General features: G+C 41.1%; 15 protein-coding genes. 4 read left to right on the top strand and 11 right to left on the bottom strand.

Annotation, left to right across the window (positions count from 1 at the left end; all coding sequences use genetic code 11):
* Window positions 1-6: 6 nt before the first annotated feature.
* Both AC6JA8_RS01115 and AC6JA8_RS01110 read right to left on the bottom strand, forming a co-directional pair.
* Window positions 7-507: a QcrA and Rieske domain-containing protein gene (locus AC6JA8_RS01115; RefSeq protein ID WP_497975387.1), complete on the bottom strand. Its 501-nt coding sequence runs from the start codon at window positions 505-507 to the stop codon at window positions 7-9.
* 118 nt (window positions 508-625) lie between these two features.
* On the bottom strand, window positions 626-1,516 hold the full coding sequence (locus AC6JA8_RS01110; protein ID WP_497975386.1) for a HEAT repeat domain-containing protein: 891 nt from the start codon (window positions 1,514-1,516) through the stop codon (window positions 626-628).
* A 136-nt stretch (window positions 1,517-1,652) separates the two neighbouring features.
* Here AC6JA8_RS01110 and AC6JA8_RS01105 point away from each other — a divergent pair, with 136 nt between their 5' ends.
* A complete protein-coding gene (locus tag AC6JA8_RS01105) occupies window positions 1,653-2,198 on the top strand; it encodes a hypothetical protein (RefSeq protein ID WP_102242021.1) in 546 nt (181 codons plus the stop codon).
* Between the two features lie 3 nt (window positions 2,199-2,201).
* Here AC6JA8_RS01105 and AC6JA8_RS01100 read toward each other — a convergent pair whose 3' ends face one another.
* On the bottom strand, window positions 2,202-3,503 hold the full coding sequence (locus AC6JA8_RS01100; protein ID WP_497975385.1) for a hypothetical protein: 1,302 nt from the start codon (window positions 3,501-3,503) through the stop codon (window positions 2,202-2,204).
* Window positions 3,503-4,678, bottom strand: coding sequence for a thiolase family protein (locus AC6JA8_RS01095; protein ID WP_497975384.1), 1,176 nt, complete (start codon window positions 4,676-4,678; stop codon window positions 3,503-3,505). The genes AC6JA8_RS01100 and AC6JA8_RS01095 overlap by 1 nt, the downstream gene beginning before the upstream one ends.
* 90 nt (window positions 4,679-4,768) lie before the next feature.
* Here AC6JA8_RS01095 and AC6JA8_RS01090 point away from each other — a divergent pair, with 90 nt between their 5' ends.
* Window positions 4,769-5,188 (top strand): hypothetical protein, encoded by a 420-nt coding sequence (locus AC6JA8_RS01090; RefSeq protein ID WP_102242018.1) that lies wholly within the window; start codon window positions 4,769-4,771, stop codon window positions 5,186-5,188.
* A gap of 23 nt (window positions 5,189-5,211) precedes the next feature.
* Window positions 5,212-5,643: a FliG C-terminal domain-containing protein gene (locus AC6JA8_RS01085; protein WP_102242017.1), complete on the top strand. Its 432-nt coding sequence runs from the start codon at window positions 5,212-5,214 to the stop codon at window positions 5,641-5,643.
* Here the strand turns inward: AC6JA8_RS01085 and AC6JA8_RS01080 are convergent.
* The 6 genes from AC6JA8_RS01080 to AC6JA8_RS01055 all read right to left on the bottom strand — a co-directional run bounded on the left by AC6JA8_RS01080 (window position 5,640) and on the right by AC6JA8_RS01055 (window position 11,963).
* Window positions 5,640-6,110 carry a Crp/Fnr family transcriptional regulator gene (locus AC6JA8_RS01080; protein WP_497975383.1) on the bottom strand — a complete coding sequence of 157 codons (471 nt, stop codon included), beginning with the start codon at window positions 6,108-6,110 and terminating at the stop codon, window positions 5,640-5,642. The two genes, AC6JA8_RS01085 and AC6JA8_RS01080, sit on opposite strands and share 4 nt — an antisense overlap.
* Window positions 6,088-7,008, bottom strand: coding sequence for a Ppx/GppA phosphatase family protein (locus AC6JA8_RS01075; RefSeq protein WP_497975382.1), 921 nt, complete (start codon window positions 7,006-7,008; stop codon window positions 6,088-6,090). The genes AC6JA8_RS01080 and AC6JA8_RS01075 overlap by 23 nt, the downstream gene beginning before the upstream one ends.
* On the bottom strand, window positions 7,005-8,051 hold the full coding sequence (gene mtnA, locus AC6JA8_RS01070; RefSeq protein ID WP_497975381.1) for an S-methyl-5-thioribose-1-phosphate isomerase: 1,047 nt from the start codon (window positions 8,049-8,051) through the stop codon (window positions 7,005-7,007). Before mtnA ends, AC6JA8_RS01075 begins: the two co-directional genes overlap by 4 nt.
* A gap of 9 nt (window positions 8,052-8,060) precedes the next feature.
* Complete coding sequence (locus tag AC6JA8_RS01065) at window positions 8,061-10,343, bottom strand: hypothetical protein (protein WP_497975380.1); 2,283 nt, start codon at window positions 10,341-10,343, stop codon at window positions 8,061-8,063.
* On the bottom strand, window positions 10,340-10,660 hold the full coding sequence (locus tag AC6JA8_RS01060; protein ID WP_102242012.1) for a helix-turn-helix domain-containing protein: 321 nt from the start codon (window positions 10,658-10,660) through the stop codon (window positions 10,340-10,342). The genes AC6JA8_RS01065 and AC6JA8_RS01060 overlap by 4 nt, the downstream gene beginning before the upstream one ends.
* A gap of 61 nt (window positions 10,661-10,721) precedes the next feature.
* Entirely contained in the window at window positions 10,722-11,963 is a 1,242-nt protein-coding gene (locus AC6JA8_RS01055; RefSeq protein ID WP_497975379.1) for a chloride channel protein, read from the bottom strand.
* A gap of 116 nt (window positions 11,964-12,079) precedes the next feature.
* Between AC6JA8_RS01055 and AC6JA8_RS01050 the strand changes: the two genes are divergently transcribed.
* Window positions 12,080-13,048 carry a lysylphosphatidylglycerol synthase transmembrane domain-containing protein gene (locus AC6JA8_RS01050; RefSeq protein WP_497975378.1) on the top strand — a complete coding sequence of 323 codons (969 nt, stop codon included), beginning with the start codon at window positions 12,080-12,082 and terminating at the stop codon, window positions 13,046-13,048.
* Here AC6JA8_RS01050 and AC6JA8_RS01045 read toward each other — a convergent pair.
* Window positions 13,014-15,287 (bottom strand): ATP-dependent helicase, encoded by a 2,274-nt coding sequence (locus AC6JA8_RS01045; RefSeq protein ID WP_497975377.1) that lies wholly within the window; start codon window positions 15,285-15,287, stop codon window positions 13,014-13,016. The genes AC6JA8_RS01050 and AC6JA8_RS01045 overlap by 35 nt on opposite strands.
* Between the last annotated feature and the right edge of the window lie 8 nt (window positions 15,288-15,295).

Here is a 15,295-nt window from a genome sequence, read left to right as displayed (position 1 = left end):
TACTAATTACACTGGTAAGAAAGCATCCGGGTTATCCCACTCGCCTTTTTCAGCGCGGTAAACCTTTGTCTTATCAACTTTGATTTTTCCATCTGGTTGAAGAGAGATTTTATATCTTTCAAGTGGACGTGGTGCCGGCCCTTCGAAGTTTACACCTGACATGTAGTAACCAGATCCGTGACATGGACACTTGAATTTTAATTCAGCTGGAAGCCAGTTAGGAATACAACCTAAGTGAGTACAGATGTTCGATACAGCAACAAGACGTCCTTCGTACTTAACCATCCACACACCAAATAACTGCTTGTATCTTTCATCAACTCCGTTGGCATAATCAGCAGGAGTTCCTGCTAAGAATTCCATCTCTGGATCGAAGTTAACGTTAGGGTAAGAAAATCTGAAGGCCATACTTGCAAGTCCAGCGCATGCAGCTGTGAACATGACCCATCCAACTGTGAGATAACTAAAAAACTCACGACGATTTAAACTCTGTTTTGTGTCACTCATGACCAAATTCCTCGTTATAGACGCAAATAAGCCGAAACCTCGATCAGACTTTTTCTTTGTCTTGGTTTCAGCTAAAGTTGTTAAAAAAATTCAATACTTAGATTATGCGAAGGATCGTCTATTTTTTCAATAGATTTAATACTTCTTTCGCTTTTGTAGCGACAGAAATATTCTCGTCCTTTTCCGCTGTCTCTAAAATAGTATTGTTTAAAATGTCCCAATTATATTTTTGTAGAGTGATTAAAACACTCAACTTTAAATCTGAAATTTGTTTTACATCTAGTGCCGGAGGTAAAACGCGCGCATCCTTTGGAGGATAAGGAAGTTTTAAAATTTCTTCCAAATGCTCTTTTGCCACTTCATCTTTGTAAGCAATTAACGCTGTCGCCGCAGCGTATCTAACCACAAGGCTTTCATCGCGAAGAAGACCTCTAATCCCCTCTTGCGCTTCTGGAACCTGGTGAGTTGCAAGTGCTAGTGTCGCAGCTTGTCTTAGAATGGGTAATTCTGATTTAAGCATTGCTGTTACTTTTGTCCAATCAAAGGAAATCCCTTTAGGCATGTTGGCTAAGGCCACTACAGCATGAAACTTAACGTCAGTATCGACATCGTCTAATGCGATTTGTAATGTCGGTAAAGCAAGGTCAGTACTTAACGCACCTAGTGCAGCAATAATGAACCCTCTTGTTCTTGGGTCCACTGAATCTTTATAGGCAACTGTTAAATTCTCAACCAACCAAGGATAATCTTCGGCAGGAATCTGAGCACTGTTAATTTGTTTTGAAAGTTCGTAAGCTGCTACCCACTTATTTCCAAAAGTCTTTGATTGAATTTCGTTTACTAAATCTTTGTACGATCTTTCTGCTGAAAGCATTTTCGTTACACCGAAAATGATAAGCGCACCTACAAGAACGATGGCAATAGGAACCACAAGGCTTCCAACAAAGGGATTCTCAAGAATTTTCTTTTGAGTTTGAGGGGCTTTCGAATCAGTAGATCCAGTCGACATGTTTAGCACCAAAAGGCCTGGGCCTCATTTTTTTGTTACTTTTTATTTCTTAAAAACGTTGTTAATGATAAATAGCAAATCTACATTACCATGACAATTTATTTGAGCCTTTTCAAAGAGAAATAAGCGAGAAAATATGGCCTACCTACTTCGTACTTTAATCATCCTGATGGTCGTCAGTATTATCCTAACAGCACTACTTGCGTTAGGCCTTGTCCATATGCAGTTTTCGCACATTCAGCTGGCAATTCCGGCCTTTATTTACACTATTTTCGCCCAAGCATTCGTTATGTTTTACTTTATTGGCGTAGCTCGTCTAACAAATAATGTTTACGCTATCGTCTCAAGTGGAACTAACCTGAATGAGCTTTTTGATGAACCGCCGTCGGATCTTACTCCGTATATCGAAAAGACAAAAAAATTTGTTGAAGAAGCTGACCGTTCAAAGAGACAAACAATTCCCTGGACTATTCTAATGCTCATTTTGGGAATGATTGCTTTCTTGCTTGGCGGTGCTCATGACACAGGTCTAGTACAAAAGACAACTCACTCTGGTGTTGTCCTTGGATTTTTTGTGGCCATGATGATCGGCTTTTTTAGACAGTGGTACTATCTTGGAAAATCACACATTCTTCTGCGCAAGCTCAAAGGCCTGTACATGATGAATGATGCTCAAATGTAAAAGCTAGATACTCTTTACCATGATGAAGACGCGAGTCTTCCCCGGCACATTCTTTACGTTCGAAGTATTGCTTTCAAAAAGTTTTGATTGATTCACTTTCATTGCTTCGCTCATAAAATCTTTGAAGCTATTGCGAGGAATGTAGATATTGTAATAGACTCCACCAGGAACATCGTTGCCTGGCTTCGAATCCCCAACCGGGCTTCCTTCATATTTTTTAACCAGCTCGTTGAGCTGATCGCGTGTCGCATACGTGTTGGTCGACGTCATCATCAAGCGATAAATTTTTGTCGTTCCACCTGTTGTTTCGCGGTAGCCGTTCGGGTTTTCAGCGTCGCCTTCATATTGAGAAGCTTCTTTGTCCGCTTTGTTTAAATCGCGCGGAATGTTTTCAAACGATGTGAGTGTGACTTCCGATTCTTCTTCGTACTTTTCCGGATCGAAGAATTCGTTGATGTCATCACTCTTTGAAATATCTTTAATGCCATCGAAGTCTAACTTAAATTCTTTAACTGGCTTTTTCTCAAGGCCTTTAAAGACACCACTTTTATTCAACCAAGTGAATTGCGGCTCATAAATGCTGACTCGATTGGCGAGATGTTTTTCATACCAGATATTTCCCTGGCGGACTCCGTAAATTGTCAGTGTGAAAAGTAAAAGCAAAATGCTGATGTCTTGAACCACGCGCACTTGCTTTAAAAAACTCGAGCGCTCTTTGATTTTGGAAAGATCAAAACCCTTTGTTCCAAAATCGGCCTTCATGCGCTTTTGGAAAACACCCCACTCATCAAAAAGTGTAACTTCCATCGAGGGCATGATCTCATCTTCACGCGATCCACTTTCTGGACGATCGATGCTGATGTCTTTTTTTATTTTTTCAAATGAAGTGTGCAGGTTTGGACTTAGAACATTTCCCACCTGAAAGACTTCGCTGAAATACTGATCGAGATGCGGGTACTCATCTAAAAGATAGTTTCTTAAGATGGTTGCAACCAATGATGGACTCAAATCTGACTCGTGAGCAATCTCACCTACTGTCTTATTTTTAAAAAGGAAAATATAACTTAAAAATTTATCTCGCAGCCATAAAAACCACGAAGAAAGCGAGCCAATTTTAACTTGTGAATAGGCATAATCAAAACGCACGATAAGACTTTTTACCGTCAAGTTCTCTTCGAAGAAAACATCCCAGAAAGCTTCAAATTCTTTCTTAAATCTTCCCTGCCAGGTCAATCCATCGAGGTTGAGGTTCAACCATTTTCTGAATTCATGGTAATCGTTATGAGTTAAAACCAATTCGTTCATTAAACTCTCTTAAGTAAGACGGCAATCCCTTGTCCGCCCCCGATACACGCTGAAGCGATACCATATGTTTTTTTATAGTGAGCTAATTGACGGGCAAGTGTGTGAGCGATGCGCACACCTGAAGCCGCCAACGGGTGACCTAAGGCCACAGCTCCACCCCATAGATTAATTTTTTCGTGTGGAATGTCTACATCTTTCATACATGAAAGTGCTTGGCCGGCGAAAGCTTCGTTGATTTCGAAAAGATCAATATCTGAAAGCTTCATATTCGTTTTTGCTAAAAGACCTTTAATCGCAGGACTTGGTCCAATCCCCATAATTTTTGGATCGACACCAATCACAAACCCGTCGACGATTTCAGCAAGTGGAGTGAGCCCTTCTTTTTTTACAAAAGATTCACTGGCAACAATCACTGCCGCGGCTCCATCAACAATTCCTGAAGCCGAAGCTGCTGTGACAACTCCATCAGTTTTAAATGTTGGCCTTAACGATTTCATTTCATCTAATGAAGCATCATCTCTTAGGTGTTCATCTCTATCACATGAACCTTTTTTAAGTGGAAAAGGGGCGATTTCACCTTGAAGCAGGCCATCTTTATAAGCTTGCGTTGCACGTGCATGAGAATTGTATGAGAAAGTATCACACTGCTCTCTTGTCACTTGAAATTTTTCTGCCAGGTTTTCTGCCGTAATCCCCATTGGAGTCTGGGCGTATTGATCAGTCAGTGCATCTAAGAGCATATCGACTGTTTTTAACGATCCGTATTTGGTCCCGAAGCGAGAACCGTATACAAGGTGAGGAACCATCGACATATTTTCAGTCCCAGCAGCAAGCACACAACTTGCTTCACCTAACTTGATAAGACGAGCGGCACTTAAAATGGCCTCGATACCCGATCCACAAAGTCTATTGACGACAATACCTGGAGTTTCTTGCCTACACCCTACTTTCAGGGCCAGATGGCGACCGCCATACATTGTATCTGTTGAAGAAGAAACGACACTTCCTAAAATAACCTGATCTATTTTTGCCGGGTCTAATTTGATTTCAGAAATCAGCGCTTTAGATGCATGCACTGCCAGATCTACAGGGGTTACGTCCTTTAAAGAGCCACCAAATTTACCAAAAGGAGTGCGTTTCCCTTGAACTAAGTAGATCTTTTCCTGAGCGGACATATTTGCCTCCTACATTTCTGAATTTAGTCTTCGTATCATAATGTTAAGACGTACTTAAATTCTTAGCAAAGAATTAAAAGAAGGGAACATATGTCCAGTATAAATGATCTTAAAGCTCAAAAATATGTAGAGGCTGAAAGCAAGCGCTACGAGAGTGAGCTTAAGCAAATGAAGACTGAAAACGAACGCACTTACACTTCAGAGTCGAAGCAAAAAGAACTGGAGTTAAAGAAGATGCGCGATGACTATGACACTCGCATCAGCAACTTGAAAAATGAACAGGAAAGAAAGCTGGGAGAGATTCGTCAAAAGCACACAAGAGGAATGGCAGAAGAGCAAACTCGCCTGAAGCAGGAACTGGAAAACCTAAAAAAGGTTCACGGTGACCAGGTAGAAGAAATTAAAATCAGCCAGCAAAATGAACTAACAGAAATCAATGAATCTCATCAGCGCACTCTGGATAACGCCAGAGAGAAGTTTATGAGAGAAAATTCAAAGTGGAAAACATAAGGTCGTAGCTCGTGGGAGAATTAATGGAAAACAATAACAACAGCGCTAGTGGTGTATTTATTAACGGAAAAGCTCAAATCATTGAGATGCTCCAACATATGCCAAGAGAAGAGCGTGCGAAGCTTCTAAAGAACCTGAAAATCAGAAACCCACAACTTGCCGAAGAGTTAACTGAACAATGTTTTACATTCTCTGATCTGGATAATCTTTCAGATACAGAACTGTCTATGATTTTTAACTACATCACCGCTCCTATTCTAGGGATGGCCCTAAAGAATATCGAGCGTTCATTCCAAAGAAGACTTCTTTCTCTGGCAAACCGCGAGTATGCCGAAGAAGCTTTCCGCGTATTGAAAACTCCTTACTCTACTGAGAAAAGAGACATCAAAAGAGCTCAAAACAAAATTATTGAAGTATTAGTGTCACTTAAAAAGAGAAAGCAAGTTCAGTTCTAGTCCTGAGAATTAAAATCAGCTAGCGCTTGAATGTATTTCTTTTCTTCATCCTTGGACATAACAAGGCGCGGGTCTTTTTCCGTCGCTAAATTATGCTCTTCGATCATGTCCTGCGTGTGCTTTAAACGCTCGCACAGGGTCTCAAAGATTTCAGGAATCCATGATGGTGAGCTCTTGATCACCGAGAGGACATCTTTTTGATCGACTAACACTAGCTCTACATCTGTTTTAGCAATCGCTGTTAATTCGTTTGGTTTGTTCGTTAAGATCGCCACTTCGTTTAGGATCTCGCGCTCCCCACACAACTGAATAGCGCTCAAATTCTGGCCTTTGAACTTAATGAGTCTCACTTCACCTTTCTTGACCAGGTAAAGATACTTTGATGGTTTTCCTTGAGCAAAAATCACTGTGCCCGCTTTAAAAAGAATAGGTGCGTCTGTTCCCTTACCTGCCGATAAATTGCTCATCAATTCCTCCAGAAATCACAGTTCCGTAACGAAGACCACGTGTCGATACTTCCATTGTATCAATATTTAATTTCTTGCCAATAAGCTCGACGACCTTTGATCCACCGGCCACCATTGGTGCTCTTTTTCCCAGGAAAGGAAAAAGAAGCAGAAGGTTTTCTACTGTCGTGTTTTGCAAATCGCGTGAAAAATCCTGGAATGACTTAAAAGCGATTTTCATGCCTTCAATCTTTTTATCTTCATACACGCGCTGACCTAAATACATTGAAGCAAGGGCCGTCATACTTCCGGCCACACATACTAATGTGTCAGTGTGGTAGTGACTTAAATCCGGACTTAAGATCTCTCCCATTCGCTGGTCAAATTCGCCCTTCTTCTTCCAGTCTGTCGCTCTGACTGAGCCAACAGGAAGACTGACTGTCTCAACAATCTTAAATGGGTTTAAATGGATTTTAATCAGCTCTGTTGAAGCTCCACCAACATCCATAACCACGATACTATCGCGCTCTTTGCTAAAAGAAGAAACCACACCTAAGGCAGTGTAATAGGCTTCGCCCTCAGAACTTATAATTTGTACGGAAAAACCTAGTTCCTCTTTGATCTTTTGATAAAATTCGCGCGAATTCGTCGCTACACGACTGGCCTCTGTCGCCGTCATAATAGTGTCCTGGACTGGAAAATTGATTTTCTCCAGGAGTTTTTTATATTCGCTTAGGGCCTCATAGGTCGCTTTCATTGAATCGGGATGAAATTTTTTCGTCACATCCAGGTCTTTTCCCAGTGATGTGATAAAAGATTCATTTAAAATTTCGCGAGTGATAGTCCCGCTTTTTTCATCAATTTCTGCTGCTAAAAGAAGCACAGAATTTGATCCGATATCAATACTAGCTCTTATCATTTTTGACCTGCTACATTCCTTACGTTTTCTGGTGTCACTGGATTGATGGCCCCATTTTCACAAAGGATGGCCGTAATGCATGAGTGATCAGTAACATCGAAGCTCGGATTTAAGGCTTTGGCTTCAGGGTGAGCGATATGTGTTCCCTTAAATTTTAAAATCTCGTTCGGGTCGCGCAGTTCGATTTCAATTTGATCTCCCGTTTTCATCTCAAGATCAAATGAACTTACAGGTGCCACGATAAAAAATGGAATGCCGTAGTGTTTAGCGATAATGCTTAAGCTTGAGGTCCCCACTTTATTGGCCGTGTCTCCGTTTTCAACAATGCGGTCAGCCCCTGCGAAAATAGCATCTACCATTTTATTTTTCATTAAGTATGAAGCGGCACCTTCAACCACGATTTCATGATTGATGCCTTCTTTAATAAGTTCAAAACTCGTAAGTCTTGACCCTTGAAGGTATGGTCTCGTTTCAGAAGCAAAAACATGTTTTACTTTCTTTTGCTGGTTGAGGTGAACAATCACACCTAAGGCAGTTCCTAAAACTCCGCAAGCAAGTGTTCCAGTATTACAAATCGTCATCACGTTAAGTGGACGATCGCCGTAAATTTTCTGCAGCTCCACTTCAGCAAACTTGGCCATCGCCAGGTTTTTTTCATAAAGGTTATTCATTTCAGCTAAAGCGTGGTCAACCAGTTTTGGGTAAAGAGCAGATAAGTGAGTTTCACTTCTGGCCATTTCTACGCAACGATCGATTTCGTAGGCCAAGTTAACAGCTGTCGGGCGTGCACTCTTTAAGTACTCAGCCGCTTGCTCAAATTGAGGCAAAACAACTTTCGGATTGTTCTTTAAGAACAGGGCCAATCCCCAAATTCCGGTAAAACCAATAAGAGGAGCCCCCCTCACCACCATGTCCTGAATAGCGCGGAAGCAGTCTTCAATTGTTTTAGCTGTCATATAGACTTCTTCCAGTGGAAGAACTCTTTGGTCCAGGAGTTTTAAGACTCCGTTTTCATATTTTAATGGCTCTACTACGTTTTTCATGTCTCTCTCTTATTTTTTCTTAAACAGACCGTTTAGAAGTCCTTTTACTTGTTCGCGAGCTTTCTCTGGAACAACTTTATCAATATTTTTATCAATAACTTTTTGAGCAGCTTCCACACCTTTTGTTTTAAGTGCTGACTTAGCTACACGAGAAACTGTGAATTGAATTTCTGGTTTCATCGCAAACCCCGGTCCACTTACGCGAACTGGAAGCTCTTTAGACCCCAGGTTCTTTTGCAGAACTTCACCAATTTTTCCATTCTCTGTCATGTAGACATCCATACTTGAATTTTGTGAGCCAGGCAGAGGATAAATTGATCCACTTCCTTTTAATTCAACTTTTTTATTTAACCCAATAAAGTTGAATGAAGAGATTGTGTAGTTGTCTTGCTTAAAGCGACCTTTCATTGTCATTGTTTCAAAATTTCCATCAAGCTTAACTTGTTTGTCCTGGACCTGGTCTTTAACAACCGGGATGCTTCCCAAGATTGGGTTGATGTACTCAGAGATATTAAGTTTTTTAATTTCTCCATTTCTTGCGTTTACATCAAGATTGACATCATAAGTAGGGGCCTTGGCCGCTTTATAGATCGTCGCACTTCCATTTACACTCCCACTGAAAGTTCCAGAGAAGTTTTCAATGAATGGAGGAAGGAAAGGTTTGAATGATGACAGGTTTAAATCTGTAATTCCCAGAGCAAATGTCGACTCGCTAGATTTCACTCCAAGTTTCATTGTTTGAGTAAGCTTGCCAGAACCTTTTGAGAACTTGAAAGTCATCCCATCAATAGCAATTGCTTGTGAACTTACAACGATCTTTCCTTTTCCAGAGAAATCTTCTCCTCCGACACTGATATTAGACCATGCTACGTTTACGTTAGCCGGTGGAAGTCCAGGAGCAGGTTTCCCCTCTGCCGCTGCTTTAGCGCGTGCTTTTTCTGCCTCTGCTTCAGCTTTGGCCACTTCAGCTGGATCTTTTTTACTCCACAATTTTGCCTGAATTAACTTTTCAGGAATCTTCATTCTTGAAGCCGTTACTTTAATATCAAATGGCTTTAGCGCTTTTAGATCAAACTTCTGATTAGGGTCAAACTCTCCGTTGATGATTGTTTCAACTAGACCACTTAGCACATCAGTCTTTACATTAATGGCGATGTCTTTTTGCTTGAAAGAACCGTTAACAGTTGTTGTCGCAACAATTCCTTCTTTTGAGTAACCAATTCCCGGAGAAATCTGGAATCCCAGGTCGGCATCAATCTTTTTCTCTTCTGTATAAATGACTCCGCCTTTTGCTGTTAATTTAGCCTTTGAAAGGTCGATTGCGTGATCAAGCCCCATAATAAGACCAATATCTTTTAAAATGATATCTACATTGATATTTGAAATCTCAATCTGTTTAGTCATTTTAAAATCAGCTGCGATTTTATTTTGTGTTTCAAAAGACGTTTGAATATTCCCCGAAATCTCTCCATCTTTTTTTAGAAGAAGATTTAGGTTTGTTGTAATTTCTGGAAACTTCCACTCCAGGCCGGTTTTAGCGATGTTATTCACCTTAACAAGAACCATTGAGCTCACTGAACCGTTTTTTACCAGATCAGCAATATTAATTTCTCCAATAGCGATAGTGCTGAATGAAACCACAGATTGATCTGCCATAACGAATTTTGCATCTGAAGCAATTTCAAAAGCAGTTGAAGATTCAAAGTTTAATCCTTTGACTAAAAAGCGCGAGATCCCAACTTGCCCGCTTGAATTGCTTCTTAAAGCATACTTTACGGCCACATCAGTCAACTTAACGTTGATCTTGCTCTTTCCAAAAATGCCAATCGCTTTTTCTTGTGCTGCCGCTTGCTCTTCTGGAGTTTTTTGTTCTTTTGCTTCGTCCTTCTTCTCGCCCATTGCATAAGTCCAGTTATTTCCAACCGGGAACTCTGCATAGTTCATTAAAGGTTTATCCATTTGGATCTCAATGACTCCACCGTTTGTCAGGATGGCCCAGATTGGAACTTTCACAATCAGTTCATCTACCGCCATCATTTCTACTGGCGCACCTTCAGGATTTTTAGTATTAAGAGCGAACTTGTGAAGTTCAACTTTAAAGTTTAAACCCCAACCGATCTTCACGCTTTCAAGAGAAGTCGTGGCGTTCGGGAAAACCTTCCCAGTTTGTTCGATAGCGATCTTTCTAATTTCTTCCGGGTTTAGTTTTGTCGAAGCGTAATACACGACTCCACCAACCAGAACTAAAAAGACAGCGACGATAATTCCAATAATTTTTAATTTACGGTTCACAGGTCCCTCGTTGGTCTATAATCACGTTTAATATTCTTTTTTGTTTGTTTCTTTTCGAGTTTGTAAGCGATGGCCAGAAGCTCTCTCAACGGTTCAATCATAGGGTGAGCTTCATTAAAACTATAAAGTCTCGAACGCCCCACTACACGTGAAAGCAAAAAGCCTGCTTCTTCAAATCTCTCTAATTGTTTTTTGATCGGATCAAGAGCGGTCTCATACATTTGAGCAATAGCTGATGCGTGCAACTCTTCGTTTGCATAAAGAGCAAGCATAACTTTTTCTGCAGATTTGTTACCGAGTAATCCTTCTAACATCATGCAAACGATTATCGACTAAAGAGAAGTCTATATCAACTAGATTTTAGTTGAATTAAAATGCTCAAATATTCTTCTCAACGCGTGCGCGCTGCGAATGATAAATGCCACTTTTCCCTGAGAATAAGTAACTCGCAACAACAGCTAGAGCTGCGTAGACACCAATGCCTGGACCAAAGAGTTCAAACGCAAGAATGACACCTGCAATCGGAGTATTGGCAGCACCTGCGAAGACTGAAACAAAACCAAGAGCAGCAAGAATCGGATAATCCAAAGGAAGAATATATGAAAGAGAATTTCCTAATGTCGCTCCAATATAAAAAAGAGACATGACTTCACCACCTTTAAAACCTGATCCAACTGATAGGGCCGTCATAAAGGTCTTTCCCAGAAAATCCCAAGGGTACATATGTTGAGTGAAACTTGCGCGAATCACCTCTTCACCTAAGCTGTGATAACGATCAGAGCCAATCGCAAAGTAAGCAACAACAAGCAACACTCCACCAACGACTGGATGAAATAAATTATTGGAGATTTTTTCCTTAAGAAGGTCTTTCACTGCATGAAGCATCCAGCTAAAAAATTTGGCAGCATAACCAAAAATAACACCGGCAATAACGGCACTTAAAATCCCGGGGATAGACACTTGTGGGACATCCATAAAAAAGTAATGTGGATGTGTCACCCCTAAGAGAATCGCTGTGTAATAACCAGAGATGGCCGCAATCAAACAAGGAAGTAGAGCATCGTAAATCATCGTTCCAATAAAAAGAACTTCAAATCCAAAAATGGCACCCGCGATAGGTGTTCCAAAAATTGAAGAGAAACCAGCGCTCATCCCCATCATTAAAATGAGTCTGCGATTTTTAAAAAAACGATCGAGGTATTTAGCAAACTGGTCACTGATACCACCACCCATTTGCACAGCAGCTCCTTCACGTCCAACAGAAGCTCCGAAAAGATGAGAGATAACCCCGCCCGCAAAAATCATTGGCACCATTCGAAAAGGGATGGTTTTTTTTGGCTCATGAATTTCATCGATAATAAGATTATTGCCTTTCTCAACTTCGCTGCCATATTTTTTATAAAACCAAGCAACTAAGAAACCAATCAATGGCAGGAATACGATAATCCAGGAATGAGCACGGCGAAACGAGATGGCCCAATCAATAGAGTGAAGAAAAAGTGTTGAGGACACACCGGCCAAGGCCCCAATAACAGCACCAAGCGAGCACCAAACCACCATTTTTTTAAGCATTGAAGGTTCGAAGGCATCGAGGTTTTTTAAGTGGCTTAGATCTTTCATGTCGTTGATTTCACTGGGTATAAAAGTCGTATTGTTGCCATACTAAACCCATAACTCCCTCGTGTAAAGTTTACAGCTCGAAAGCCTTTTCCTAGGTTTTTCCTTATAGTACGTCCATGAGTGAACAAACGAGAAAGCTCTATCATTCATCACTGCTTCTCTTATCGTTAGTCCTATTATTAGGGCTGGGGCTTTATATACAAAAAAACAGCTCTGTCTTTGTTTATCTCCAATCACTGCGTCCTGATTACATTTTTCTGCTTCTAGCAACTCACGCTCTGGATTTCTATTTAGTAGGAATCATCCAAAAACTTCCATTGAGCAAACACAACATCACTTTAAAATTTAAAGAGTGGTACGGTCTGTGTGTCACAGCAGAACTTTTCAACATGCTTCTTCCGGCAAAAGGTGGAACCGGTATTCGCATGCTGTATTTAAAAGATAATAAGGGACTGGCCATCAGAGAGTTTCTCTCAATGAGTTTTGCCGTTGTCATGATTGGTTTTACTTTTTTAGGATCAGTCGGGCTTTTATACTCCCACTTCTTCTTAAAAAAGAATCAGGCCATGTCAGTGCTTTTAGAATCAGTGTTTCTTGCTCTCGCGGTCTCTGGTATAGCACTTCTCTTTTTCACTGAAACAGCTGGGAAAATCTTTAAGTTTAAACGCCGTTACTCGCCTAAGCTTTACCTAAAAGACTTTAAACTTACTGCTCTGACAACTCTGGCGTGGATTGGTGTTTTTCTTCTCTACCCTATCAAAGTTTACCTGGCCTTCACGGCCATTGGAATTGAAATTAATTTCATTGATAGTTTCGAAATCAGCATGATTCTTTTAATCATCTCACTCTTTCAGGTCCTTCCCGGAAATATGGGAGTCAAAGAAATCGTGACTGCTTATATTGGGAAACAATATGGGATTGAATTTGAAGCAGCACTACTGGCAAGTCTTATCGACCGCGTGATCATGCTGCTATTTTTATTTCCAATGGGATTTTACTTTTACTGGCAGCTCTTCCTGGAAGCAAGTCTGCCGAAAGCTTTCAGAGTTATTAAGCTAAAACAATCGGCGCAAACTTCACCATAAACTTCTTGCGGTTACCATCGGTGAATTTAATCTGCACTTTCTCTTCAGCTCCAGCTCCTTCCGAACTCTCCACTAATCCCGCACCATAAAGTGAATGAACGACTTTTGATCCCTTAGGGAATTTTGGCTGGTGGTACGTTTTTGGTGGCTGTTGAGCAGCTGTTTCTTTAACCTGATAAACCACTTCATCGCTGTCGTAATAAGACTCTTGAGACTGATCATAAGGATCGTAGTTTCCGCTTGAGAATGAATTATCATAGCGGTCTTCTTGATGCCCTTTAAGTTTCTTCCAACTGTAGAGTTTTTCCGGGATCTCATCAATAAAGCGCGAAGGCCCATTGAACTTCACCTGGCCAAAAAGCATACGCCCCTGAGCAAAAGTGATATAAAGCTTAATCATCGCTCGAGTCATCGCTACGTAGAAAAGCCTGCGCTCTTCTTCCATGGCAATCTCACCGCTATCCACACTTCTATAACTTGGGAAAACGTTTTCTTCTGCTCCAACCACAAAGGCATGAGTAAACTCCAACCCCTTTGCTCCGTGGACAGTCATAAGAGAAATTTCCCCATCAATGGCCTTAGCCCCTTCATCAAACTCAGTGTTAGAATCCAAAGTAATAGTTTCTAAGAAACCAGAAAGAGTCGGCACTTCCGCCGAGTCTTCAAACTGAGTAATGGCGTTTAATAATTCGTCCAGGTTTTCCAAGCGGGCCAGGGTTTCATAATCCTTGTTGGCCTTTAAGAAAGCATAATAACCAGATTCATGAAGAGCTTTCTCATAAATCGTTGAAGGTTTGACTTTATTCTGGTCTAAAACGCGAAGCTCGTTAATTAACGTTACAAATTCTGAAAGCGAAGACTTAATCTTTGCTGAGAGTTTAATATGAGCGAACTCGCCGGCGTGATCGACGATCTTTTCGATGATATCCCAAAGTGAAGTGTTATTGTTCACAGCCTCTACTTCGAGCTTGCGTAGCGATGTTGCTCCTACTCCTCTGGCCGGAACGTTGATAATACGGCTTAGAGCGAGAGAGTCTTTTGAGTTAATGATCAAACGAAGATAAGAAAGCATATCTTTGATTTCTTTTCTTTCGTAGAACTTTACCCCACCGACAACGCGGTAGTTGATTTTAGATTTTCTAAGAGCATCTTCAATCTGGCGGGCCTGAGCATTTGAGCGGTAGAAAACCGCCATCTCTTTATAAGGCACTCCTGCGCGGTAAAGTTTTGCTGATTCATTGGCAATAAATTCAGCTTCATCTTTATCGTTAAAACACTCGACGATTTCAATGGCATCCCCTTCCGGGTTATCCGTCCACATATGCTTGCCCTTTCTCATGGTGTTTTTTTCAATTACACATGAAGCAGCTTCAATGATGGTTTTACTTGAACGATAGTTCTGCTCTAGTTTTAAAACTTTTACATCCGGCCAGACTTTTTCAAAATCCAGAATGTTTCTGATGTCAGCTCCACGCCAAGAATAGATCGACTGATCTTCATCTCCTACCACGCATATATTTCTGCGTTTTCCACAAAGCATTTTGATTAATTCAAACTGCGCGCGGTTGGTATCTTGATACTCATCTACTAAAACGTAGACAAAACGATTCTGGTAGCGGCTTAAGACTTCAGGGAATTTCTCAAAGAGCTGAATCACAGCAGTGATCAGTCCTCCGAAATCCAGAGCATTGGCACGGTGAAGTTCTGATTCGTATTCTTCAAAGTAGCCGAAGAATTCATCAGACGCATCAGCTCCGCCTCCATCCTGCATCACTCGTCCAGGGTAGTAGCCGTTATTTTTAAGCGAATCAATATAAGTCAGGATGTCGTATGGGTTGATCTCTTTAGTTGAAATCCCACGGCGCTCTAAAAGCGATTTAGCAATCGCCTTTGATTCACCTTCATCATAGATCGTAAAATTGCGGGAAAGGCCCAGGTAGTTGGCCTCTGATCTTAAAAGCTTGGCGCAGAAAGCGTGGAAAGTTGTGATCTGAAGAGCACCTACATCCATCGACACTTCATGGGCGATACGCTCGCGCATTTCGCGGGCCGCTTTATTGGAAAACGTAAGCGCTAACAACTGGTGCGCGCTTACATTTTTTTCTTCTAATAAGTATGAGATTCGGGTGACAAGGGTTTTGGTTTTTCCAGAACCTGCACCGGCCAGGATCATAACCGGGCCGTCTGTGTTTAAGACGGCCTGTTTTTGAACGGGATTTAGACTATCTAGTTTTATCATCCCATAAA

Source organism: Bacteriovorax sp. HI3, from assembly GCF_059738875.1.
Note: the sequence above shows the minus strand (reverse complement) of the source record. Positions and strands in the feature narration are given on the sequence as shown.